The 24,089-nt window shown below is 51.3% G+C and carries 18 protein-coding genes; 3 read left to right on the top strand and 15 right to left on the bottom strand.

Going from position 1 to position 24,089, the window contains the following annotated elements; all coding sequences use genetic code 11:
• Positions 1-3 precede the first annotated feature (3 nt).
• The 8 genes from ACOQPU_RS21975 to ACOQPU_RS21940 form a co-directional block, all read right to left on the bottom strand.
• Positions 4-1,611 (bottom strand): hypothetical protein, encoded by a 1,608-nt coding sequence (locus ACOQPU_RS21975; protein ID WP_420641981.1) that lies wholly within the window; start codon positions 1,609-1,611, stop codon positions 4-6.
• A 79-nt stretch (positions 1,612-1,690) separates the two neighbouring features.
• On the bottom strand, positions 1,691-3,172 hold the full coding sequence (locus tag ACOQPU_RS21970) for a CARDB domain-containing protein (protein WP_420641980.1): 1,482 nt from the start codon (positions 3,170-3,172) through the stop codon (positions 1,691-1,693).
• A gap of 2 nt (positions 3,173-3,174) precedes the next feature.
• On the bottom strand, positions 3,175-4,662 hold the full coding sequence (locus tag ACOQPU_RS21965; protein ID WP_420641979.1) for a cellulase family glycosylhydrolase: 1,488 nt from the start codon (positions 4,660-4,662) through the stop codon (positions 3,175-3,177).
• Positions 4,663-4,743: 81 nt separating this feature from the next.
• Positions 4,744-5,856 carry a virginiamycin B lyase family protein gene (locus ACOQPU_RS21960; protein WP_420641978.1) on the bottom strand — a complete coding sequence of 371 codons (1,113 nt, stop codon included), beginning with the start codon at positions 5,854-5,856 and terminating at the stop codon, positions 4,744-4,746.
• A 120-nt stretch (positions 5,857-5,976) separates the two neighbouring features.
• Positions 5,977-7,185 (bottom strand): ABC transporter ATP-binding protein, encoded by a 1,209-nt coding sequence (locus tag ACOQPU_RS21955; protein WP_420641977.1) that lies wholly within the window; start codon positions 7,183-7,185, stop codon positions 5,977-5,979.
• 296 nt (positions 7,186-7,481) lie between these two features.
• Positions 7,482-8,528 (bottom strand): hypothetical protein, encoded by a 1,047-nt coding sequence (locus ACOQPU_RS21950; protein ID WP_420641976.1) that lies wholly within the window; start codon positions 8,526-8,528, stop codon positions 7,482-7,484.
• Between the two features lie 96 nt (positions 8,529-8,624).
• A complete protein-coding gene (locus tag ACOQPU_RS21945; RefSeq protein ID WP_420641975.1) occupies positions 8,625-9,335 on the bottom strand; it encodes a uracil-DNA glycosylase family protein in 711 nt (236 codons plus the stop codon).
• 191 nt (positions 9,336-9,526) lie between these two features.
• On the bottom strand, positions 9,527-11,335 hold the full coding sequence (locus ACOQPU_RS21940; protein ID WP_420641974.1) for a M3 family oligoendopeptidase: 1,809 nt from the start codon (positions 11,333-11,335) through the stop codon (positions 9,527-9,529).
• A gap of 254 nt (positions 11,336-11,589) precedes the next feature.
• Between ACOQPU_RS21940 and ACOQPU_RS21935 the strand changes: the two genes are divergently transcribed.
• On the top strand, positions 11,590-13,803 hold the full coding sequence (locus ACOQPU_RS21935) for a hybrid sensor histidine kinase/response regulator (protein WP_420641973.1): 2,214 nt from the start codon (positions 11,590-11,592) through the stop codon (positions 13,801-13,803).
• Positions 13,804-13,810: 7 nt separating this feature from the next.
• On the opposite strand, the gene ACOQPU_RS21930 is transcribed toward ACOQPU_RS21935, so the two are convergent.
• Together ACOQPU_RS21930 and trmB are read right to left on the bottom strand one after the other, a co-directional pair.
• Complete coding sequence (locus tag ACOQPU_RS21930; RefSeq protein WP_420641972.1) at positions 13,811-16,351, bottom strand: alpha/beta fold hydrolase; 2,541 nt, start codon at positions 16,349-16,351, stop codon at positions 13,811-13,813.
• The gene (trmB, locus tag ACOQPU_RS21925) at positions 16,341-17,357 is read right to left on the bottom strand and encodes a tRNA (guanosine(46)-N7)-methyltransferase TrmB (protein ID WP_420641971.1); all 1,017 of its coding nucleotides are present in this window, start codon (positions 17,355-17,357) and stop codon (positions 16,341-16,343) included. Before trmB ends, ACOQPU_RS21930 begins: the two co-directional genes overlap by 11 nt.
• 141 nt (positions 17,358-17,498) lie before the next feature.
• Here trmB and rocF point away from each other — a divergent pair, with 141 nt between their 5' ends.
• Together rocF and ACOQPU_RS21915 are read left to right on the top strand one after the other, a co-directional pair.
• Positions 17,499-18,410: an arginase gene (gene rocF, locus ACOQPU_RS21920; RefSeq protein WP_420645862.1), complete on the top strand. Its 912-nt coding sequence runs from the start codon at positions 17,499-17,501 to the stop codon at positions 18,408-18,410.
• Positions 18,411-18,493: 83 nt separating this feature from the next.
• On the top strand, positions 18,494-20,371 hold the full coding sequence (locus ACOQPU_RS21915) for an ABC transporter ATP-binding protein (protein ID WP_420641970.1): 1,878 nt from the start codon (positions 18,494-18,496) through the stop codon (positions 20,369-20,371).
• A 14-nt stretch (positions 20,372-20,385) separates the two neighbouring features.
• On the opposite strand, the gene ACOQPU_RS21910 is transcribed toward ACOQPU_RS21915, so the two are convergent.
• The 5 genes from ACOQPU_RS21910 to rplM form a co-directional block, all read right to left on the bottom strand.
• The gene (locus tag ACOQPU_RS21910) at positions 20,386-20,889 is read right to left on the bottom strand and encodes a hypothetical protein (RefSeq protein ID WP_420641969.1); all 504 of its coding nucleotides are present in this window, start codon (positions 20,887-20,889) and stop codon (positions 20,386-20,388) included.
• Positions 20,890-20,918: 29 nt separating this feature from the next.
• Entirely contained in the window at positions 20,919-21,563 is a 645-nt protein-coding gene (locus tag ACOQPU_RS21905) for an SH3 domain-containing protein (RefSeq protein WP_420641968.1), read from the bottom strand.
• An 83-nt stretch (positions 21,564-21,646) separates the two neighbouring features.
• The gene (gene mazG / locus ACOQPU_RS21900; protein ID WP_420641967.1) at positions 21,647-23,089 is read right to left on the bottom strand and encodes a nucleoside triphosphate pyrophosphohydrolase; all 1,443 of its coding nucleotides are present in this window, start codon (positions 23,087-23,089) and stop codon (positions 21,647-21,649) included.
• Positions 23,090-23,220: 131 nt separating this feature from the next.
• On the bottom strand, positions 23,221-23,631 hold the full coding sequence (gene rpsI / locus ACOQPU_RS21895) for a 30S ribosomal protein S9 (protein WP_420641966.1): 411 nt from the start codon (positions 23,629-23,631) through the stop codon (positions 23,221-23,223).
• 13 nt (positions 23,632-23,644) lie between these two features.
• Complete coding sequence (gene rplM / locus ACOQPU_RS21890; RefSeq protein ID WP_420641965.1) at positions 23,645-24,073, bottom strand: 50S ribosomal protein L13; 429 nt, start codon at positions 24,071-24,073, stop codon at positions 23,645-23,647.
• Positions 24,074-24,089 lie beyond the last annotated feature (16 nt).

The raw sequence follows: 24,089 nt of genomic DNA, 5'->3' as shown, positions 1-24,089 counted from the left end.
TAGCTATGGCGAGCAGCTAGCACTTACTTCTCTTGGAGCGGCTAACTCAGCAGCCTGCACGGCAAACATTTTGGGGCTGAGACGAAAAGGCTCCAGCTCATAATAATTTTCCAAACGGGCTTTTGAGTTGTAAAGTGGGGGATCGCCATCCTCAATATAAAAAACCGGGGTGCTATTGAGCAGCAACGTGTCGATGGCATAAACAAGGCAAGGCTCAAGCAGGTCATACCGATATTCGTCCACTGTGGGATCGTACTGTGGAATGCGTCGGTAATTTAACACTGAACGATTGCCATAGTAAGCAATTTGATCATTCAGCACATAACTCATAATTACTGAATTCTCTGGGGTATCCGCAACCCAGGTGGCTACATTTTTGGTCAATGTCGCTGCTTCTTCGTTGCGTGCCTCGAGCGCATCTATTTGAGCTGGAATGCGCCAGCCAGTCAACCCTATTAGCAAGATAAGAATGCCTACACGAACAGCAAACGGCCGTACCTTTGGCAGAAACCTCGCTATGGATTCAGCCACTAAAATCGCCAGAAAAGGGTAAGTTGGCACGAGGAAGCGGCTATTAATGCCTGTTGCAGAAAACCTGTAGACACTATACAGAAGCATTGAGCTAAGCACACTAAAAACAAACAGTAACCGATACCGTTTGGGTAAAAAAATCACCCCAACAGGCGCTAGCAAAAGCAAAATCGAAAAATTGTCCCATAACGTTTCAAAAATGATGGGTAAGTTTGATTTCGTTGGCCCTAAGGCATACTCAAAAGCAAATGGCGAAAACGTATACCAGCCATTCTCTGGACTATAGCTCGTTAGCGAAACACCTCCGTAATAGAAATGATTAAACAGCAGAATGAGTCCTAATCCTACCGCTAAAATCAAATAAAAATACCATCTTTTGGAAGGACGCAGGAGTTGTGCTGGTTTGTACAAAAGCTCTGCCAGACCAATACTCAGCAAGAACGTAATGTTTGCATATCGAATAAATAGACTGTAAACCAGCAGGGTGCCACCCAAAACAGAATAAGTAACAAACTTATTAGAACTCACATCTTCCTCACGAGAAAGAAGATAGAAGTAGGTTCCGGCCAAGATAAACGCCAGCGAAGGAACCTCTGACCAAGCATCTGTTCCAAATTGCCAATAGGCGGGTAAAGTTGCTAATAAAAAGGTGGCGAGTAAAGCGGACCAATTATTGCCGGTTACTAACTTTCCAAGCAAAAATGTGAACAGTAAGCCCAAGACAGAAATAAAAGGGACAACAAAGAAAATGGCGCTTGACATACCTGTAAACGCAACTGGCAACGCTAAAAGCAAAGGAAAACCGGGAGGATACCCAAGGTATAGCTGGGAGTTGTTTGCTTGCTTTATCTGAAAGGCGAAGGGTGAAAAAAATTGACCAATTGCTTCATTGTTTGGATCAGCAAAGGTGAGGCCTTGACCATTGGCAACGCGCAGGCCCGCATGAATGTACCCCGAGGTGTCTGCAATGACCGGGGTTTTCTGAGCCAGCCAAGTAAACGTTATGATGGTTAACACACTCAACACCGCAAGTAAAATGAGCGGTGCTTTGTGTTGGATGGCTTGCTGCTTACGATGCATTGGAAAAGATGCAGGGTGAATTGGATGGGCAAACGGCCGTTCCTAACTTAAATCTGCCGCAGCCCATCACAATCTCAGTTTAATTTCCAACTGATATTTGCAAGCTGGTCGTGTTGTTTTGCTCGTTTATTTCCCCTACCCCGTCATTGGCATCCACGACGACAAACAGGTCATATGATCCTGCGGGCACATTAGACCAAACAACGGAAACGGCCGTGTTGTGCCCACACCCCTTCAACGAGACCGGCTGAGCCGTTCCGATCTGGGTACCGCCTGCTTGCGGATCGCCATTATAAAAACGAACCACAAAGTTCTTTGCCAACACGTTCGTACCGCTATTTGCTACTTGGGCTTTCAAGGTAACGTTCGCTGGAGCCGTCAAATTACTTGGCGAAAATGAAAAATCAGACGCGTACAGGTCTATTTGCGGCACCAGCGACTTGGTGTAATCGGCATAATTTTTGCCCATGTTAGATAACTTCCAGGGATATACGCCTTCCATACCTTCAAACAGATAGCCATTGTAAACATCCCCTACAGCCCCCGTACTGAACCAAGACCACGTCTGCACCAGCCGATAGCCATCATTTGGGTCACCTAGCATAGGGTCAGTTGCCGTAAGCATGTAATCAAATGATGCATCCATAAAGGCGTTGACCCGTGCATCATCGAATCCCAGGTAATCTGGCATCAAAATCCCATACTCTGAGACGGTCAGCGGCAACCCTGCATAGCCATTATCAGCCATCCATTGCCGGAAATTTTCGATTCTTTGCGTAAACAAGGTCATGTTGTCATTGTCATCAATGCTCAATATCTCACCAAAATCAGCATCAATGCCCGGCGGAATTTCTGCCCCCCAGCAATTGCCGGGATCATAATCACAACTTACCTCATTCAAAATAAAGTTGTGAATACTCCACCCATCAACTGGCATTGAGGCCCCGCTATTTTGTACAGCATAACTGTCCAGCACCAGGTCTAGGTACTCAAGGCGAATAGGTGTTGGTTGCACAATGGTTCCGGCAAAAATACGGGCAGTGGGATCGGCCGTTTTGATAATGTTATAAAGCTCTGCATAGGCAGCCGCGTATACATGCGGTTCCATGTCGTCCTGAAAATCAGCCCGATCCGGCTCGTTGCCAATGAGCCAGTCCGCACCAGGGTTTGCTGCAATTGCATTCAGCAAAGCAGTGCCACTGGGATTGTAACTAAAATCTTCCGCATTTTGCCCTGTTTGGGTCAAGCGAACGACGGGCACAAATGATGCCAAGCTCGTCATAACCGGGCTACTGTTGGTGTTGTAATTCAGGTACCAACCCAGATTTAGCTTCTCAATTTCCACATTGGCTGGGTCTTGAATAACATTCACACCGAAACGGCATTGGGCAGGCGTACCATTACTGACTACGGGCAAATAGAGTGTCTGTGTGCTGCCAGCAGCAGCAAACTGTGTCTGTTGGGCATTTATGAGAAATACGGCCGTACAAAACAGAATGAGCAAAACACCTGAAAACAGCACCTTTTTTTGTTTACATACCAATACAACTTGTTTTAACATTGTTATTTTTCCACCTCAATAAAGAGCGGATCTGCTCCCACAGTCACGGTAATGTGACCATCTATCACGCCATCATTACCATCACTAACCATAAATTCGTTACCGGTAATACTGTTTTTAACATTTGCAGAAGAAGCGGGTATTCGTAGAGATGATGTAGCAGTAGTGTCCACCCGATTGAGCCAGGCAACATACAACGTTCGTTCCAGAACGTTGTCATTGAACTGGTGAACTTCCATTAAGCTGTTGCCTGTTTCCGTATTAGAAAGCGTTCTTTCAAAGTGGGTGGTCGAGAGTTCCCCAACAACATCCTGGTATACCTGAAATGCAAGTTTCTCAACAGGTGTATCAGCATTTGTCACCAAGCCAGCATCATAAGGATAACTTCCACCGATATCATAAAGCAACCACCAAATTACAATGTCCAAATCTGCGGCCATCCCCTGTGTAAACAGTTCCACAACGTACCGCGCCTGTATTTGCTGCGAACCAGGAATAATGGGGCCTGAGGCATTGTTGTCGTGCCACCCTGTTTCAGTAACGATCATTGGTTTGTCCAGACCATACGACACCAGAACATTGCGTATGGCGTTAGCTTTTTGCAGCAATCCAGACCCCTGGTTTGTGGTCCATCGCGGGTAAAAGGCTGGGTATGAATGGAAATTCATGACGTCAAAGTAGTCGCCCCCCCCCTCATCCAAAACATCTGTTAAGAAGGAGTCAACAAACTTACCACCATTTGATTTAAGGAAATCATAGGCAATGCCTCCAAACACCACCTGCGCAGCAGGGTTGGCAGCCTTCACCGCCGGATATATTTCTTCTAGCATGTAGGCATACTCTTCACCATAATCCCCCCAGCTCACGGGCGGCAAAAAATCGGGATCGCTCTTATCTGTATTGCTATCCGGCTCGTTGTACATTTCCCAATAAAGAACGACTGGTGAACCAGGTGCATCATCGGTGCCGTCTCCATCATACCTTTCAACCAATGCACCCATGAAATTGGCAAAATCTTCCAGATTGTCTGGTTTGACTGGCCCTGTTTCTTCTTCAACCACCGCCCAGGAAGGGGCTCGATTGATGGTTGCGACAATGTTCAATCCTCCCATATCTGCACGTGCCGCAGCGAGCCCATTGTCGATGCTTGTCCAATTATAGACAGGAGGGGATTCTTGGGTTGGCTCTGCGGTAGCCCAGGAAATTTCTACGCGAAGCCAGGAGGCATCTGATTCAAGCAAATAGCTGTGATATTTACTGCTGTCTGAGGTAGTGCCGTACATTTGCAAACCAAAAATTGGTATACCAAGTGAGCCATCTACCCGATTTTGGACAAGGGGCAAGTAAGTTATGGCGTCTGCGGTGCCACCTGTACTCTCAGTTGGTTGGCTTTGAACGGGTAATGAGCTACTTATAAAAACACCAATCATGGCAACACAAAAAAGAAGTGTGAGACCAATTTTGGGGTGGGTATTATTTGTATGTTTCATTATTACGAACCTCATACGAAGGATTTGTGCCCTGGTCCAAGTGAAATCTTGCACTCGAAGGGCGCATTTAGCTTATTGGATTTATGGCCTGAGAACTAGCGGCAAATTCACGTAATTAACATATGGGGAAACCCATTGCCCAATAACGTTGCTCCCTTTGCCTGTTATCCAGGCAACTCCATTTTCATCCACAGCAACGTCGGTTGGCTGGCTAGCTGCACCGGATAAGGAATGTGCGATATGCTGGAGTAGGTCATTGTCGGAAGAGTTTAAGGTCATACGGCCGACTTGCCCCAAATCTGTTTGTACAAACCAAAGGTATTTGTAGGTGCCGCTAGATGTATATGTAATTGCCGAAGTGCCAGAATTTTCAGGCAACAGTTCGTACCATCGCCATAATGACAAGGTTCCTTCGGCATAGCGACCAATGCGATTTGCTTCGCTAGCGGTAATCCAGGGATCAGAGGCGTCGAGCGTAAGGCCAGTTGGTGTGAGCGTCTGGCTGCTTAAAATGTCTTGAACAGGAATACTGACAAAGTTGCCTGATGAAGGCGTTAATTCGACAACCCTGTCAGTTGCAGGGGAAGTGAACCAGATACTGTTGTTGCCAAGAATATCAATAAGCGTTGGGTTGCCACCAACACCATTGTAAGGATAAAGGGTGAAGTTGGTGCTTGTGGGATTGTAGCTAAGTATGTGGTTGGTCGTTGGGGAGGTGATGTAGAGAAGCCCGTTGGGCGCCATGTCCAGGTTTAAGGGCACATGGCTACCCGGCAAAGCAATTTCTGTGATATTTCCATTGGTGATATTTAGCCGACCCAGGCTGGCATTGCCTGGCTCTGTAAACCAGATGAGGCTATTGGCGGCATCGTAGACTAAATCGTGCGGCGCACTGCTAGCGGTGATGCCATCGACTGTGGTGAAGGTCGAAAATGTGAAATTGACAGCATCCGTGACGACTAATCGCCCGATGGCGTCAGCATCTGGCATGGTAAACCAGACAGTTGCTGGCGGCCCACTTGAGGCGACGACAATGCTCTGGGGCGCACTGTTGGCAACGGGAATGGGGTATTCGGTGATGAAACCATTGGTTGTGCTAGCTCCACCTTCTTCTTCAGCCAGCAACCAAACGGCCGTTGTTAGGGTGAGCAGGGCAATCAAAATTGTAAGGAATAAACGTGTTCTCTTTATCATTACACCTATTTCCTTGAAGCAGATTTTGCTTCGCTTTTACGTATTACCATTTCGCTGCAATGTTTGCTGATTGGCGAGAAAAACTGTACTTGTTCACACAGAATCTGGCTGGAAACGGGCTTACTGCCAACGTGCAGGCAGTTGCACCAAGCCATCTAACTCTTCGGCCGTTCCGGCTTCAATGCGGAAGCGGTAGGCTTGTTTATGGAAATCGTAACATTGATGCGTGCGACGGTCGTGAACGGCCGTTGATACCAAATATGTGGCTGGCAGCAAGGGCAAGCGGTCAATTTCGTACCGCACCACCCCTTCGCCAACGAGCGTACCCAAATCGACCCCTGCCAGCTTGGTATTGGGGCCATTGACCTGTACACCATCCTGCCGAAAAATGGCCAAGCCAAATTCGGGATTGACGATTGGTTGGTGAGCCAGATAGCCAATTTCAATCGTCATCGGCGCGTCGGTAGCAAATAATTGTTGCGGTTCATTGTGCTCGTCTAAAAAACGGGTACTGGTTATCTCAATTTCGCCAGAACCGGTGCGGGCAAAAACGGCCGAAACTGGCTGCCCTGATTTCTGATGAGCATGGGCCACATAGTCAGCGGCAATTTCATCCACCGGACCATACGCTTGGGGAACGCCTTTGTCGATCCACAAAATGTGGGTGCAGAGCGTTCGCACCAGATTGATGTTGTGGCTGACGATAATAATCGTGACGCCTCGGTCTTTCATCCCCATGATGGCATCGATACATTTGGATTGGAACGCCTGGTCCCCTACTGCTAAGATTTCGTCTACGATAAGAATATCTGGCTGCATGTGGATGGCCACGCTGAAGCCGAGTCGCATGTACATGCCGGAGGAGTAATGTTTCACCGGCATATCGATAAACTCTTGTAATTCAGAAAATTCCACAATACGATCGTAGTAGGCATGGGTGCTGGCTTCGTCGAAGCCAAGCAGGGCGGCGTTGAGGAAAATGTTCTCGCGTCCGGTGAGGTCTGGGTGGAATCCAGCCCCCAGTTCCAGCAAGGCACTGACACGGCCGTTTATGAGGATACGGCCGTTGTTTGGGCGCAAAATCCGGGCAATCAGCTTCAGGATAGTGCTTTTGCCGCTGCCGTTGCGCCCGACGATGCCAAAGCATTGCCCCGGCAGCACGTCGAAACTCACATCCCGCACCGCCCACAGCGATTCGGCAGACAGTTTCGGCCCCCTGCGCCGCGAAAACAGCTTGATGAACGTTTCCATCACAGACTGCGGCTTTTCTTTGGTAAAGGCAAACCGCTTATCTACATTTTGGAAACTGATAACTGGCTCTAAACCCATAAAACGATACGTATCTCATTGGTGCCAGGCACCACCAATTTCACAATCAAATTATCAACTGTGCATTGTAGCGCAATCAGGAAAAGCGACCAAACACGCCAGATCAACGTTTTCCCAACGTTCATCTGGTAGGGGCGAGGCGGTTGGCCTCGATCAATTGAAAACGGTATGACAAACTCTCCAACCGCCTCGCCCAAATACCGCAATAACCAGACGGTTTGCATTGTGGAATGGGCAAGGCAGGTGGAGAGGTTCATTCGGCGCAATATGGGGGCTCGTGGCCACCTGCCTTGCCCCTACGATTCTTCGTGGTAAATTGGCAAGGTGAAGGAGAGGTGACCGGTGCTATCGCCTGTTAATTCTACGTACACGGCACCGCTATACTTTTCCACTAGCCCTGTTGCCAAACCAACCGGATCAAAATATCGTTGCCGCTCTGTAAATTTTAACTGCCCCGTCTCGTCATCAAGAATATCTTCGATGTTATTACGTATTTGTGCTGTGTGGGGGAAGTGAAAGCGGAGAGTATCATCAGATACGGCCGTTACTTCCAAAACGCTCCCTTTGTTTCTTTGAAACCAGCCCCTTGCCAGCAGGTTGATAATTGATTGGGCTTCATATCTGTTGATGGAAACGGCCGTTTCCAAAGCCAACTCACTCTCAACCACAAACTCAGTCCCCGCAACAATTTCTGCCAGCGTCGCCGCTTCTGGCTCCGGTTCTTCATCAACTACCTCTATTGCTCTCAATAGATCAAAAAAGTAATGCTTGATAATTTCATAGTTATGTTCTGCAGATTGCCAAATTATCTCGATGCCTTCAAGCTGTTCACGGTTTAAAGGGCCTCCCATTAACTCAGGCTGCTCCAAAAAAAGCCGACTAGATCCCATCATGCGATTTACGGCTTCCAATATTTCATGCCTGAAGTTTTGCAGAACATCCTGCGTGGCTTGATATTTAACGTTCAATCTTTCCAGTTGCTGATTCGCTTCCTGCAATTCACGTCGGTAATTCAGAAGAAAACTAGCACCCAAATTTTCAACACCTTTTGCATTTTCAACCATCTCTAATGTCTTGTAAATGATTTCATTCGCACGATTGGCACCATTTGCTGCCATCTCAGCTATTTCAGCTTGTTCCTGATCAAGGGGTGGAAAGAGCTCTTGTTCTTTTTCGAGAAGCAAATGTGCTGCGCCAGCAATTACACTCAACTGCGCTCGGAGATCAAAGGTAAGGGTTTGGAACGCTTCCGTCAGCACCTTGTTTTCTTCTTGCGCGACAATCAGCCGTCGGCGCAGTTCGGCCGCAGAGAGTTGATCCAGGTCTGGGTTTTGATTCGTCATTTGGGTTTGCCCCCTTTTACCGAGGACTGGCAGTCCTTACTTGCTAATGTGCAAAAACTTTTTGTGAGGACTGCCAGTCCTGATTACGTTTGCAAACTACAGATTCCACGCGCTGCGAACAGTATGCAAAATTTGAATCGCTTTGGCAATAAGGACTTTATTGGCGGGCTTGTTGGGCCATAGGCTGGCTCCAGAGGGGTGTGGGAGGGGGACGACGAGACGGCCGTTTCTGTCGAGATTGGCGATTAGAGATTGGAGATTAGGCTGATGACTGATGACCGAAACAGGCAAAGCGTCCTCAAAATTAAAGTTCACTGGATTGGTAAGCGTTTCGGGTGGGAAGTAAACGGCCGTTCCCACCACCTCATTCAGCTTCATCTTGGCCGGGTACAGGAGCTTAATCGCCAGGCCACCCACCAAAATCATCAGCTTGGGGCGCACCAGGGCAATTTCTCGTTCCAAAAAGGGGCGGCAGAGGGCTTGCTCCGCCTTGCTGGGGACGCGATCCCCTTTGCCGTTTTTACCCTTGCCCGGATAGCATTTAGTAACGGCCGTCATGTAATGTCGTGCTCTAAACTGAGCTTCATCCCAGCCAGCTTCCCCCAGCCATTGAAACAAGCGCGTACCCGAGGTGGCGTTAAACGGCCGTTTCGCCTCTACCTCCGTTACCCCAGGAGCCTGCCCAATCAGCAGCACCTCCGCCCCCGCGCTGCCGCGAAATACGGCCCCCGGTACAATTGCATACCCCGCGTCCAGGCAGAGACGGCACGTCCGCATCTCTTTGTGAAGTTGAGTTAAAGAATCCATCTCGGCTAATGTAGCAGATTGCCCAGATGAATCAAATCACCCATTACTTCTGTCTTCCAAGCACAAAAAGCCCGCATTCAGCGTTACGGTCACCAGGGCGACCAGCATGGTGGGGGGAAATTGGTGTACTTCTTGCTTGTGTGCGTAGCGTCGATATTTGAATCTGCGCAATCTTTGATAAAAAGTTCAAATTATTCAGCCGCTTCAACCAAAGCAACAAACTTATCAATGTCGGCTCGCAGCACGTCCAGGCTAGCTTCCCAAAACGCCTCACTGCGGACGTCGATGCCAAAACGGTCGGCCAAATCGGCCGCATTGCCCATGCCGGTCATCGAAAGCAGCTCGTCGTACCCCGCCTTGAACGGTTCTGGCTCTGCCTGATATTGGGCATATAGTCCTAGGCCAAACAGCAAGCCAAAGGTGTAAGGGAAGTTGTAATAGGTAGAGCCGTAATAGTGTGGTACATATGCCCAGCGGTATGGATGCAGCGATCCTTCTTCCAGGGCGTCTCCCAATGAGGCTTTCTGGGTTTCTTCGTCCAGAGCGCATAGTTCTTCCACCGACAGCTCCCGCTCTTTGCGCTTCTCGAACAACTTCTCCTCAAACATGAAGTTGCTGCTGGCACCCAGCACCACCCGCGCCGCATATTCCAGCAGGCCGTCTAAAATGATAAGTTGATCTTGAGGAACGGCCGTTGCCAAAGCCGCATTCTCCACAATTTTCTGGCAAAACGTGCTGGCTGTCTCTGCCAGCGTCATCGGCGTGTTGCGTAACAGTGGCGTGCGCTCGGCCAAGCACACATTGTGGTAAGCATGACCCAATTCATGTGCCAACGTACTCACGCCAGAGAAGCCCGGCTCAAAATTTGTCAAGATGCGACTTTCGTCGCCGCGCAGCCCCATGCAAAACGCCCCGCCCCGCTTGCCGTCGCGCGGCTCGGCGTCAATCCAATTTTCGCTAAAAGCGCGCTCCGCCAAACGACGCATTTTGCTTGAGTAGGTACCAAATTGCGTCAGGACAAAGTTGGTAGCATCCTGATAGGCCCAACTCTGCTCACCCTGCCCCAGCGGGACCAGCCTGTCGTACCAGGCCATCTTGGGCCGCCCCAGTGCTTTAGCCCGCGCCTTCAAATATCGCTGAAAGTCGGGGAAGGCGTTGCGGGTGGCCGCCATCATCGCGTCCAGCGTGGGCCGATCGATGGCGTTTTGGAACAGCACCATGTCCAGCGGATCATCCCAGCCGCGCCGCCGCGTAAGGGCCAGCGTTTCACCTTTCAGACTGTTGAGGCAAGCGGCAATGGGAACGGCCGCTTCCGCCAACGCATCCAACACCGCCTGATGCGCCTGCGCCCGCACCTCTCTATCTGGGTCAAACGCCAAATTTTGGGCGGCCGTCAACGGCATCTCTTCTGTCTTGCCGTCTCGCTCAATGCTCACCGTAATCTGCGAGGTGAAATTATTAAATAAACGATTCCAACTGCTGCCGCCCATCAGGGCTAGCTCTGCTGCCAAATCTTCTTGCTCTGGCGACATGAGATGCTGGGCCTGCTGCCGCGCTTTTTGCAGCATGTACTCATGTTCACGCGCTACGGCCGATTTATCTAGCAGTTCCTCCACATCCAGCGAGCCAATCCAGGCAGTAACCCGCGTACCCAGCAGCGACAGCCGGGAAAGGTGGGGCAACAATTGGCTGTGACGCGCCTGTGCCTCGGTATTGCGAGAATCCGTGGTCAGATAGCCATACAGATAAACCTGTAAAATATGAATTTGTTCGTCAATGGCGTTAAAGCGATTGATGATGGTATCGAACAGGGAAACGAGCTGATCATCAACGGGAACGGCCGTTTCCAACCGATTAATGCCATTGTCGTCAAATAGTTGAACCATGTCGGCAATGGCAACGATGGCATCCTGAAATCCTGCTTCAAACTCAGGGGATTCTAGCCCAGGAAAAACTGTGCTGAAATCCCAGTGGGGAAGGTCTAACTTAACTTGACTCATGCGAAACGCTCCAATCAATCATTTTATGTTTTTATCAATGAGACAGTGTCCTTGCCGAACAAAGAACTTTATTAACGGCAATGACAGTTGAATTTTATCGCATTGAATTGAGAAACGGCAAAACTTCATTAGATAATCATCTATCAGCAATGAAAATGGCCATCCTCACAACCGTTTCAAATTAAACGATACCGAGTCTGATACAATCAGTTAGCGTCCAGGAGTTGAACAGAAGAATGGTTTCCGAGCAACCTATGAACAATTTTCAACCGGCAGCAGATGAACAATCTATAGCCACACCAACAGCAAACGAGATGCGTCGTATGCTTTTGAGGCGAATGCTGCGGACAATGGCCGTTTCGCTGCTGCTGGCTAATCTCCTCTTTCTGCTTCGTGGCGATTCTTCCATCAACGATCTGCTAATAACCATCGTCTATGCTCTTTTCATACTGGTTGGCGAGTGGTTCCTGAGAACAAACAACATTAAATGGTTGGCTCATGGCTTTACGGCCGTCTTCTGGCTCTCTATAACCATCTTTTTGCTCCTCTACGGTAGCAACCAAATACCCAGCCCTGGTGCCTACGCCATATTCATTCTCATTACGCTGCTGCTGCTGCGCGGGCGCGTTACCGTCATTTATTCACTCATTTCGCTCATCACCATTGTGTTGCTCATTATGGCCACGCTGAAAGGCCAAATTCCTCTGTTAGCGATGCCCCTAACCGAGACAAACACCCTCATGAAAGAGATGTCTCAAGCGTTCTTGACCTTTACCTTGCTTGGTGCTTCCTATGTCTCCTTGCGGCTCACGCTAGAAACGCTTCGGTTTAATGAACATGCGCTTCAACAAATTCGGCAAACGTTAGGCAAACGCACAGAAGAGCTAACGGAGACCAACGAGCAGCTGCGCCGTGAAGTAAGCGAGCGCGAGCAGGCTGAAGCCAGCCTCAAACAGCAGCGTGCCTTCCTGCGCGAAAAAGAAGAGAACTTTCGCGCGCTTGTGGAAGCCTCGTTTGACGGCATCGTCATCACGGTTGATCACATAATTCAGGAGGCAAACTTTAGCTTTGCTATGATGTTTGGTTTTTCAGCCATTGACGATGTGTTGGGTAAAAGCATAAGACAATTTTTTAAGTTAGAAGACAGCACTTCCCTGGAAAAAAATATGAAACAAAATCAAAAAATTGTGCTGGAAGCCACGGGCGTCCGACAAGACAACAGCACATTCCCTGTTGAGCTGGTGAGCCAAACAATTGATTTCCAGGGTCAGGCGGCCCACATTAGCGGCATTCAAGACATCACTATCCGCAAGCAGGCGGAAGAAGCCGAACAAAACGCCCAAAGGCTGGAAAGCCTAAGCCTTATGGCCGGTGGCCTGGCACATGACTTCAACAACCTGCTAGTGGCCATGATGAGCCAAATCGCTATCGCCAAAGCCAAAATTGAGCCGAACCATTTGAGCCAAAACAATTTAGACAAAGCCATCCAAGCCACAGAAACGGCCGCATTGCTTACGCGGCAGCTTTTGGCATACACAGGGCAAGGCCATTTTGAAATTACGACGGTGCATCTCAATCAACTCATTACACAAAACCTCCATCTGTTTGAGGATGCATTGCCAGCCAACATCACCTTCCACACTAAGCTGCATAATCCCCTACCCAACATTCAGGCAGACAGCGTGCAAATTCAGCAAATCATCATGAATCTGTTGCTGAATGCTGCCGAAGCATTGGGCACCAATCAGGGCATCATCACCATCAAAACAATGCCACATCAGCTTACAGATGCTCAGCTACCCGCGTGGCGTCCGCACAACGACAGCATCGCTGCCGGAGAGTATGTGCTGCTAGAAGTAAGCGATACAGGCAAGGGCATTGATGAGGCCACACTATCCCGCATGTTTGATCCGTTTTTCTCAACCAAAGGCACAGGGCGCGGTTTAGGGCTTGCTGCCGTCATGGGCATCGTGCGCGGGCATCAGGGCAGCGTCCGGGCCACCAGCGCGGTCGGCAAAGGCACCACGTTCCAATTTTTGTTCCCATCTGAGGAAGCCATAGCCGATGAGGCAGTGGCAACGGCCGTTTCTCCCCCACCCGCTCAGCAAAATAGCGTCCTCATCATTGATGATGAGCGACAGGTGCGCGAAGCCATTGGCGACATTTTAGACCTCGAAGAGATACCCACCCTGGCCGCAGCCAGCGGTGCAGCAGGGATCGACCAGTACACAGCCCATCGGGATGAAATTGGTTTGATCATTTTGGATTTATCCATGCCTGGCATGAGCGGCATCGAAGCGTTTGAGGCACTGCGTCAGATAGACCCCAACGTCAAAATTATTCTCTCATCTGGCTATACAGAAGCAGAAATATTGGAAAAGATGGCAGGCACACGCCCTACGGGCTTTTTGCAAAAGCCGTATCGCCTGGAAACCGTGCTGCAAGTGGCCAAACAGCACCTCTCATAAATCAATGTTATTCAACGGCCGTATCATCCAACCCGGCCAGATGCTGACTCACGCTGCCCCCCTCAGCCCGAATTTGCTGACGATATTGCGACACTAGCTCTCGCCGCAGCACTTTGCCGATAAAGCTACGCGGGAACTCCTTCACAAAAATGACCAGTCGCGGTACCTGGCTGGGCGGCAAGCGACGCTGGCAAAATTGGATAATCGTTTTGGCCGGAATACGCGTCTTCTCTTTTAAGCTCACAAAGGCCACGGGCTGGTTGGCAATGCCCACCACCACCACCTCGCGCACCTCTGGCAGCTCGTAAATCACCTCTTCCACATCGCGCGGGAAGGCCAATTTTTTATCTTCCCCCTGCCAGCTATCCTGACGACGGCTAATGATCTGGAAGTAACCATCTTCCGTCATGCGGGCCACATCGTTGGTGTGCAGCCAACCGTCTTTGTCAATTACGTCCAGGGTAGCCGCCTCATCCTGCCAGTAGCCACGCATCACCTGTGGCCCGCGAATCACTAGCTCCCCAATTTGCCCAGCGGCCAACGGCCGTCCCGTCTTCAAATCCACAATGCGCGCCTCGGTGCTGGGAAGGGGTAGGCCAATAGAACCCGCTTTGTGACGGCCGTTTATCGGATTGGCGTGCGTTACTGGGCTGGCTTCACTCAGGCCGTACCCTTCCACCAGTTTGCCCTTGGTGAGCTTCTCAAACGTCTCTTTTACCTCAATCGGCAGCGGCGCAGCCCCGCTAATGCAGGCTCGAATCGAATCAATGCCAAATTTGCGCACGCTGGGGAAGTTGTTGAGGGCTACGTACATTGACGGAACGCCAGGGAAGAGTGTAGGCTTGTTGCGCCGAATAGCACGCAGCACCGCCTCCGTATCGAAACGAGGTAGCAACACCATGCTCGCACCCACGCTCACCGCCAGATTCATGGCGGAGGTCATGCCGTAAACGTGGCTAAATGGCACTACGCACATCATCACCTCATGGCCATCCCGCACGTCCGTGAGCCACAGGCGCACCTGCATGGTGTTGGCCACCAGATTATAATGCGTCAATATGATGCCCTTGGGAATTCCCGTCGTGCCGCTGGTAAATTGGAGAACGGCCGTATCTTCTGGCCGCACGGTTACTCTGGGCGGCTCTGGCCGAAAGCGGCGTAGCCAGCGACTCCAGGCAAAATCCGATCCAGCGGCCTGGTCTGGCAGTTGATCGGCACGGCGTTGGGATGGCATTAAGCTAGCGGCCAGCTTCTTCGTAAACGGCAGATAGTCGGCGACGCTGGCATAGATTACATGGCGTACACTGCTCTGGACTTTAATTTGTATGGCCGTTTTGCTAAATCGCCCCAGCGTCACCAGCACTTCTGCCCCAGACGCATTGGCCTGACGCACCAGTTCTTCTGGCGGGTCCAGCGGGTTTGCCATGACGGCAATGCCCCCGACGCGCAGCGTGCCGTAAAAGGCAATTACCAGATGGGGTAGATTGGGCAGCAGCAGCATGACCCGTGCCTCTTTTTTAATGCCCAACGAGAGCAGCCCATTAGCAAAGCGGGCTGCCTGTGCGCTCATGGAGCGGTAACTGAGGGTGCGCCCCATAAAGCGAATGGCTGGCCGATTGGGAAAACGTCGCCAGGCGCGGTCGAGCAGCCGCGTCAGGGGTAAACGCGGCACGTCAATGGTAGGCGGTACGGCCGTCTCATAATTTGCTAGCCAGGGACGTTCTGCCAGCAAGCCGCCCCGACCCGCTGCCTCCACATCGCTGCGCCAACGAGAATGGGTAGGAACGGCCGTTTCTCCCTCCAAAAAGCGTTCAATGGCCCGGTTCACCGCGTCGCGCCGCTCCAGCATCACCATGTGCGCCGATACGCCCACGTTGATCACCTCAGACCCTTCCGGCACCAGTTCCCCCACCCGCTCAAACGCCGACTGCGGCAAGACACGATCCTTATTACCTAAAATCACCATCGTTTTGGGCTTCAGCTCCGGGAATTTGTCCCAGCCACGCCAGTGGCGCATGTTGTGCAGATACATCTCCTGCAAGGCGTACAGCGAGGCATCCATGGCGCGGTTGGCTATCGGCTGAAATAGTCGCAATAGCGGTTCCGGCAGACGGAACATCACCTTATAAGCTGGCAAAATGTTGTATTCACCTGCCCCGGCAATGAGAATGAGGTGGCTCACGCGCTCGGGGTAACGCCAGGCAAATTCGGTGGCGATGGCCACGCCATAGGAATGCCCAGCCAGCACAATGGGTCGGTTCACGTCGCAATGGCGCAGCACGGCCAATATATCGGCCAAAATACGATCCATCTCATAGCCGCCACCGGGCCGCGAGGAACGGCCGTGTCCGCGCAAATCAAGCCCAATCACCTCATTGTGGATGGCAAACTGCTCAATTTGGTAGCGCCACTGCCGCGCCCGGCCACCAAACCCATGAACAAAAAGGATGGTGTGCAACGGCCGTTCTGGGGCGATGTGAATATAGCTAATGCGTACATTGGCCTCAACTTGCGCTTCCTCGCGGTACAGTTCCAGATCAAGCTGCATGGCGCATCGGCTCCAACGCGTCTGGTAATAAATTGTGGTGCAAAATTTCGGTTTCCGAGTGCAGGCTCACCAGCCAGGTAGCCAACTGCCCAATGGCAAGCTGCACGCCCCGCGTGGGGCGTGGGAAACCCAGCTCATGCAAATTAATCACATAATTTCCCGGCTCTCGCTGCCGAATGACCAACCCTAGCCGCTGCGCTACGGGGGCCTCCTTGATGTATGCTTCCACAAATAGTGCCTCATCATCCCTAGCGCGGAACAGTTCCATGAAGTTGATGTGGCAATCGTTGTGAGAATATTGCCAACGGCCGTATCTAGCCTGAATCTCATCTAATTGCAGTGGGGATTGCAACACAGCGTGGGGCATAGGAAACTCCTTGAGGATGGGGTAGCTTTGGGGAACGGCCGTTTCACAACGCGCAAATTTGTAGTAATGGCAGGTTCGTCCCTCGTCCAAGCCAATTTGCTCATATTTGGTACGCAGTCGCTCATTGTCTTCCGTTACAAATGTGGTTGGCAGGCGGCTTTCAAAGTACGGTGTGCCCTCCAATGCTTCGGTGATGGCCAGCGCATAATCAGCATGATCGGTGGCCACATCCAGCAGGCCACCAGGCACCAGGCGCGTTGCCAACAGATGCAAAAAGTCTACGTTAATCAGCCGCCGGTGAAGCTGCTTCGCCTTCGGCCATGGGTCTGGGAAGTTTATGTAAACTTCGCTGATGGATTCCGGCTGGCAGAGAGCTTGCAGCAGGTAACGGGCATCGCTTTGCAGCAAGCGCACATTTTGCACACCAAGCGTTTTCACCTTGCGCTGTGCCTTTTCCAGCGAGGGCAGCGAAATTTCCACGCCCATGACGTTGGCCGACGGCCGTTTCTGGGCCAAATCCACCAAAAAATGACCACTGCCAAAGCCAATTTCAATGATCAGCGGGGCAGAGCGGCCAAAAATCTCGTTCCAATTTGTGGGCCAGGGTAATTGACGATTTTGCAACAGCGAAGATGTCATGACCGGATTATACAGGAAGCAGTAATCGGTAAACAGTATTCAGTAATCAGAACTGCGCTGACCACTGACCCACTGAAAACCGCTCACTGGCAAGTTGCCCCAACCACCTGGATGAGTGACAATACGCTTACCACATTTTTCATGAAAGAGAGGCGCACATTGCACAAACGAAATATTCGCATTATTGGCGTGCCTATGGATTTGGGTCAAAGTCGGCGCGGTGTAGACATGGGGCCCAGCGCAGCCCGTTACGCCGGGCTGCAAGCTCGACTAGAGCGGTTAGGGCACACCGTCTTCGACGAAGGCAACGTCCCTGTCCCTAACCCTGAGGAAGATATCGCCCAATCTGGGGCAAGACGGTTGAAAACGGTAACGGCCGTTTGCCAAAACATCTACGACATCGCCCGCAAATGCGTCCTAGCCGATGAGTTTGCCATCTTCCTGGGTGGCGACCACAGCATCAGCATTGGCTCCATTGCCGCCCAATCCCAGGACGAACCGCTCGGTGTCATCTGGATTGATGCCCACGGCGATTTCAACACGCCAGAAAGCTCTCCCAGCGGCAATATCCACGGAATGCCGGTGGCAGCTCTGGTAGGCGAGGGGCCGGAATCATTGGTGAACGTTGGAAGTCCAGGAGCCAAGCTCAAGCCACGCCAAATTGTGCAAATTGGTATTCGTGATTTGGATGAGTTAGAGCGGGTTCGGCTGGCCCGCAGCGGCATCAGCGTCTTTACCATGCGGCATGTGGACGAGATGGGGATGGCCAGCGTAGCGCGGCAAGCGATTGACCGGCTGCGCCATTTTCCACGCATTCACATCAGCCTGGATATGGATAGCCTTGATCCTGATGAAGCGTCTGGGGTGGGAACGGCCGTTCCCGGCGGCCTCAGCTACCGCGAAGCCCATCTTCTCATGGAAATCCTGGGGGATAGCGGACGGGTACAGTCAATGGACATCGTTGAAATAAATCCCATCCTTGATACCATGAACCGAACGGCCGAACTGGCTGTGGAGCTGGCAGCATCGTTACTGGGACAACGCATTTTGTAAACAAAAAGAAGATTGGAGACTGGAGATTGAAAAGATAGCCTAATCTCTAATCTCCAGTCTCCAATCTCCTCGAAGGACATTCTATGGCAGCCGTCATGCGCGGTTTGGAAGCAGAAGCCTACGACCGCCAATACAGCGATAAACAATTGGTGCAGCGCATTCTGCACTACTTTCGCCCCCACAAGCGCAAAGTCATTATCATTTCCGTCTGCGTTTTTCTGATGGCTCTGGCGGGGGCCGCCCTGCCCCTCATCGTCTCCAACGCCGTGGGCGTGATGGCCGACGGCGGCAGCGAGCGGCTCATCCCGCTGCTGATTGGCGTTGTCTTTTTTACGGGCGTGGGCAACTGGGCACTTAACTGGATACGTCGGCAGCTCACCTCTGAAATGATTGCCGACGTCATTTTAGCCATGCGCCAAGATGCGTTTGCCGCCGCCGCCCGCCAAGACCTTTCCTTTTACGATGAGTACAGCTCTGGGCGCATCGTTAGCCGCATCACCAGCGATACGCAGGAATTTGGCGAGGTGATAGTCCTCAGCACCGACGTTATCAACCAGCTCGCTGTTGCCCTCATCTTGATTGTGACGCTCTTTGCCATTGAATGGCGGCTGACGCTGCTAGTGCTGGCAATGGCTCCCTTTGTAGCCATAGCCGCGCTGGGGTTTCGCAATTTGGCGCGGCGGGTTACCCAGCAAGGGTCGCGAGCCTTGGGTGAAGTAAACAAATCCATTCAGGAAGCAGTAACGGGCATTCGCGTGGCCAAGAATTTCCGTCAGGAGCAAGCAATCTACGATGAATTTTTAGGCGTCAATCGGCAAGCGTACAGCATCAACGTGCGGCGCGGGTTTGTGATTGCCAATATTTTCCCGACGTTGAATATTTTGGCAGGCATTGGTACGGCCGTTCTTATCTATTTTGGCGGTCGCAGTGCGGTTGCTGGGGCCATTACCGTAGCAGCCTGGTATCTTTTTGTAGCGACCATCGACCGCTTCTGGTTTCCCGTCACTAACCTTTCCGCCTTTTGGAGCCAGTTTCAAGCGGGCCTGTCTGCGTCGGAACGGGTGTTTGCGCTCATGGATGTGGAAACGGCCGTTACGCAATCAAACAATATCCAACCCCAAAATTTGCGCGGCGAAATTGTGTTTGACCACGTCTCCTTCCGCTATTCAGAGCAGGAGCAGGTGCTGGATGATTTCTCGCTGCACATCGCGCCCGGTGAAAGCATCGCTCTGGTGGGTCACACGGGTGCAGGCAAATCTAGCATCATCAAGCTCATCGCCCGCTACTATGAATTCCAGGCAGGCAAGATTCAGGTAGATGGGCACGATCTTCGTGGATTTGATCTGACCACCTTTCGGCAGCAAATTGGCATTGTGTCTCAGGTGCCATTTTTATTTGCAGGTACGGTGGCAGAAAATATTCGATACGGCCGTCCCACAGCCACCAACGCCGAAATAGAGGAAATGGCCCAACGCATCGGCGAAGGGGAGTGGCTAGAAACCCTGCCAAACGGGCTAGATAGTGAAGTAGGCGAGCGCGGCAGTCGCCTCTCGATGGGGCAACGGCAGCTTGTCGCCCTTACCCGCGTGCTGGTGCAATCCCCCCGCATCTTCATCCTGGATGAGGCTACCGCCAGCGTAGACCCATTTACCGAATCCCAAATTCAGCAGGCACTCAATCTCATCATGGCCAACAGCACCGCCATTATCATTGCCCACCGCCTCTCCACCGTGCGCGCCGCTGACCGGATCATCGTCCTACAAAAAGGCCGCATCATTGAGCAGGGCGACCACGACGCGCTGATGCAGCAAAGCGGACATTACGCGGAGCTGTATGATACCTACTTCCGCCACCAATCCCCCAAATACAATGAAACCGTCTCCACCTGGCGGCAAGAAGCCACGTCCAACGTAAAAACAACCTCCCCTTCCGAATTCAACCGCGCCCAGCACCCAAAGTAGGGAAATTTCAGCTTTTAGGCGGCAAGCATCATTAACCCCAAGCCAATGACGGCTATGATGCCATGAAGAGAAGCCCATAGCCAACGTTCATGGAGTTTAGCTATGGATGAATACTTCTCCAAGGCAGCACGTTCCGCTCCTATTCGGTAGACATCCTCAGTTATTAGCTCAGGCACCATTTTGGCCAACTCTTTTTGATATTGATGAGCAATGTGCTGCCAATAGGTGTACCGCTCAAACTGTTTTCGGGTCCACACGATGCCAAATAGACCAATCACAAACACGGCTACACCGCTGACCAAATCAACTGTACCGCCAACGGCCGTATCAAAGCCAACAAAACTGATAATCGCCCCCACGATAATCAGCAAAAAGTTGGATGTAGTGGCTGCTTTGGTATGATGGTCCATCGCCATCTCAAAGTAATGTTTAAATGAAGCTTGCAGAATGTTTGCGGTTGCGTCGATGCTTACGGGGATGGAACGGCCGTTATTATCTATCTTCAAATCTTCAGGCATATAGGATTGCCTCCTGGCTCATTTTTGGTTTATTCAGAAATGAGGATGAAATCGGCAGCAACCCAGCCAATAAGACCAGTTTCGGTTTGCACTTGCTGCCACAGCAGATCATCGGCCGTTTCCTGGCCATCGAGCAAGGTGAGGACGGTACCATCCAGAAGCCATTCCAGCTGCTCCCCAGTGGTGCTGGGGGTGGCCCGCAGCCAGACGCCCACGCCACTGCTAACGATAGCTGTGTTGGAAACTGGCTCTGGCGTGTTGGTTGGGGCGGCTGTGGGTTCGTCCGTTGGGGGATTGGTGGGTACGGCCGTAGGTTCTGCGGTGGGGATCGCTTGTTCAGGCGCAGGCAAATCAGTTGGCACTATTGTCTCCACCGGCAATTCTGTTGGCACTTCTGTTGCTTCCACCAAGACTGGTTCTGTTGGGGAAATAAGCGGCTCCACAGGGCGCGGTGTCAGTCCAAAAGCCCCCAAAAAAATAAGCGCGACAACAATCGAGGCCAATGCCCGTATCAGGTCAATCTGCACGGAACGACGTGCTTCCAGCCGCCCCACATTGTAGGCAGAATCAGTTGGTTGACCACGACGAATCACGGCGCGTCCCCCGTAATAAAGCGCACTCAGAATTGCCACGCCAGCCACGCCAGCAAAGACAATGTTCAAAACGGCCGTCACACTGCCTCCTTCCTGTACATCAAATCCACGATTATTAAAGCCGCGACTACTTTAACCAACCCGATACCATTTGGCAAGCAGGCTCACGCCATGAGCCGTACCTTCACTTCTTGCCAGAGGGCTTCCAAATCATCCGCTGCCATCTTTGCAAGGTCCAAGTTTCGCTGCGCTGCCAGCGTTTCCAATGCACGAAAACGACGGCTAAACTTCAAATTTGCCTCGCGCAAGGCTGATTCAGCATCAATATCCAGCCACTTAGCTAAATTTACGGTTACAAACAGCAAGTCACCCAGTTCTTCGGCGCGATGCTCAGGTGTGACAGCCTCACGCAGCTCAGCAATCTCCTCCTGCACTTTTTCGTACACACCATCAATGCTGGGCCAATCGAAGCCCACCTTACGCACCCGCGCTTGCAGCTTTTGGGATCGTGCCAATGCAGGCAGCGATTCAGGGATATTGTCTACCAAAGAATTGGAGCGGTTTGCCTTCTCTTTTGCCTTGAGCATCTCCCAATTGTGGATCACTTCCGTACTGTCATTTACTTGCCAATCTCCCCACACGTGTGGATGGCGATATTTTAGCTTGGCATCAATACCGGCAATTACGTCCGTCAGCCGGAATTCTTCATCTTCGCTGGCAATTTGGGTTTGCATCACCAAATGATACAGCACATCGCCCAGCTCCTCGCGCAGTTCGGCCACATCGTTAGCATCTAAGGCGGCCAACACCTCGCTAGCTTCCTCCAAAAAGCCACTGCGCAGACTTTGTGGCGTCTGCTCCTGATCCCACGGGCAGCCATCTGGGCTGCGGAGAATGGCCACCGTTTCAGCCAGGGCGTTTAGCGAAGATAAATTGGGCAAGGGTGGTACAAACAGGCTGGTGAGATGGTTCACTTGGTCGCTGCGGTCAATGGCATAAAGCGGCACCTGCTCGATCAGTTCATCATCGTCGCCAGCCTTGTGGACAAGGGTAACGGGGTGTTCATCTGGGTAAACGGCCGTTAACACCAACTTCAACTCACTAGCCAACATCCGACTATACACCTGCCCCAGCAGCAGGGGAAAGTCTGGATTCACAGGCGGGTACAGGTATTGGCTTAGCTCAATTGCATCAAAGATTTGCACGCCGTCCATGCCATCTTGGGCAACGGCCGTTAAACAAGGCTCCACAAAGCTCAAACCAGCAACTACTGTAACTTGCACATCCGCTTTCTCTGCCTCAGCAACAAGCCGCGTCACGGTAGATTCCCCGACAAAAGGGTGTCCCGGCACTGCATAAATGACCTCAGCTTGCTTCGCTAGCTTGAGCAGTTCGGCGACAATCGTTTCATAGACAGTCTCAAAACTGTCAGCACGGTCATAAATATGGTCAAAAGTGTGGCACGTCACGCTTGGCGGCAAGTCAGCTACGGCTGGATGCCGCCCTGTGCGTAAATACAGCTCTTTTGCCTGACTTAATACGTCCCAAGCAGCTCTGGTGAGGAAACGGCCGTTTCCTGGCCCCAGCCCAACAACCGTAATACCCATCTCTAAATCCTTCCCAAGTTAGTTCATAAATGTGAATTCTTTCCGTGCTTCCCGGATGAATCCATTCAAAGCAAAAAGACGAGAGAAATCTCTCGCCTTTTCTAAAACATTATTAAAATCAACCAGCCAAATTAACGCTTGGTGTAGGTTGGTGCCTTGCGCGCACGCTTCAAACCTGGTTTCTTACGCTCTTTAATGCGTGCATCACGGGTTAAGTGACCACCAGCGCGAAGTGCACCGCGCAGATTTTCATCATACTTAACCAAAGCACGCGCCAAGCCCAAACGGACTGCCCCTGTTTGGCCAGTAATGCCACCACCGTTAATGTGTACGCTCACATCTGCCTTGCCCATCAGATCGGTGTCGTTCAATGGGCCAGTCAACGTCAGGTAATCGCCAAAACGCGGGAAAAAATCCTTTACATCTTTGCCGTTAACCACAAAGTTGCCGGTAGCTTCTTCGTCAAGAATTACGCGAACGCGTGCAGATGCACGTTTACGGCGGCCAATTCCTTCGTAATATTGTCTTGATTCTTCTGCCATCTCAATCAATCTCCTACAGTTCCATTGGAACAGGCTGCTGTGCCTGATGCGGATGCGCTTCACCCACATAAACTTTCAATTTTTTCAGCATTTTACGACCCAATTTATTTTTGGGCAGCATACCCTTGACAGCCAGTTCAACCGGACGCGTTGGGAATTTTTCTAACTGCTCACGCAGCGTAATTTCTGTAAGACCACCTGGATAACCAGAGTGACGATAATACACCTTCTGATCCATCCGACGACCCGTTACATGAATTTTTTCTGCATTGATTACAATAACATAATCGCCGCAGTCCACCGAAGGGGAAAATCCGGGTTTATGTTTGCCACGCAATACTGTGGCAATGCGCGATGCCAATCGGCCCAATGTTTGGCCCTGAGCATCCACAATAAACCATTGGCGTTCAACCTCGGCTGGTTTTGTGATGAACGTTTTCATGCCGCTTTCTCCTACA

Source organism: Candidatus Leptofilum sp. (assembly GCF_965223285.1).
GTDB lineage: Bacteria > Chloroflexota > Anaerolineae > Promineifilales > Promineifilaceae > Leptofilum.
This window is presented reverse-complemented; position numbering and strand designations above follow the sequence as displayed.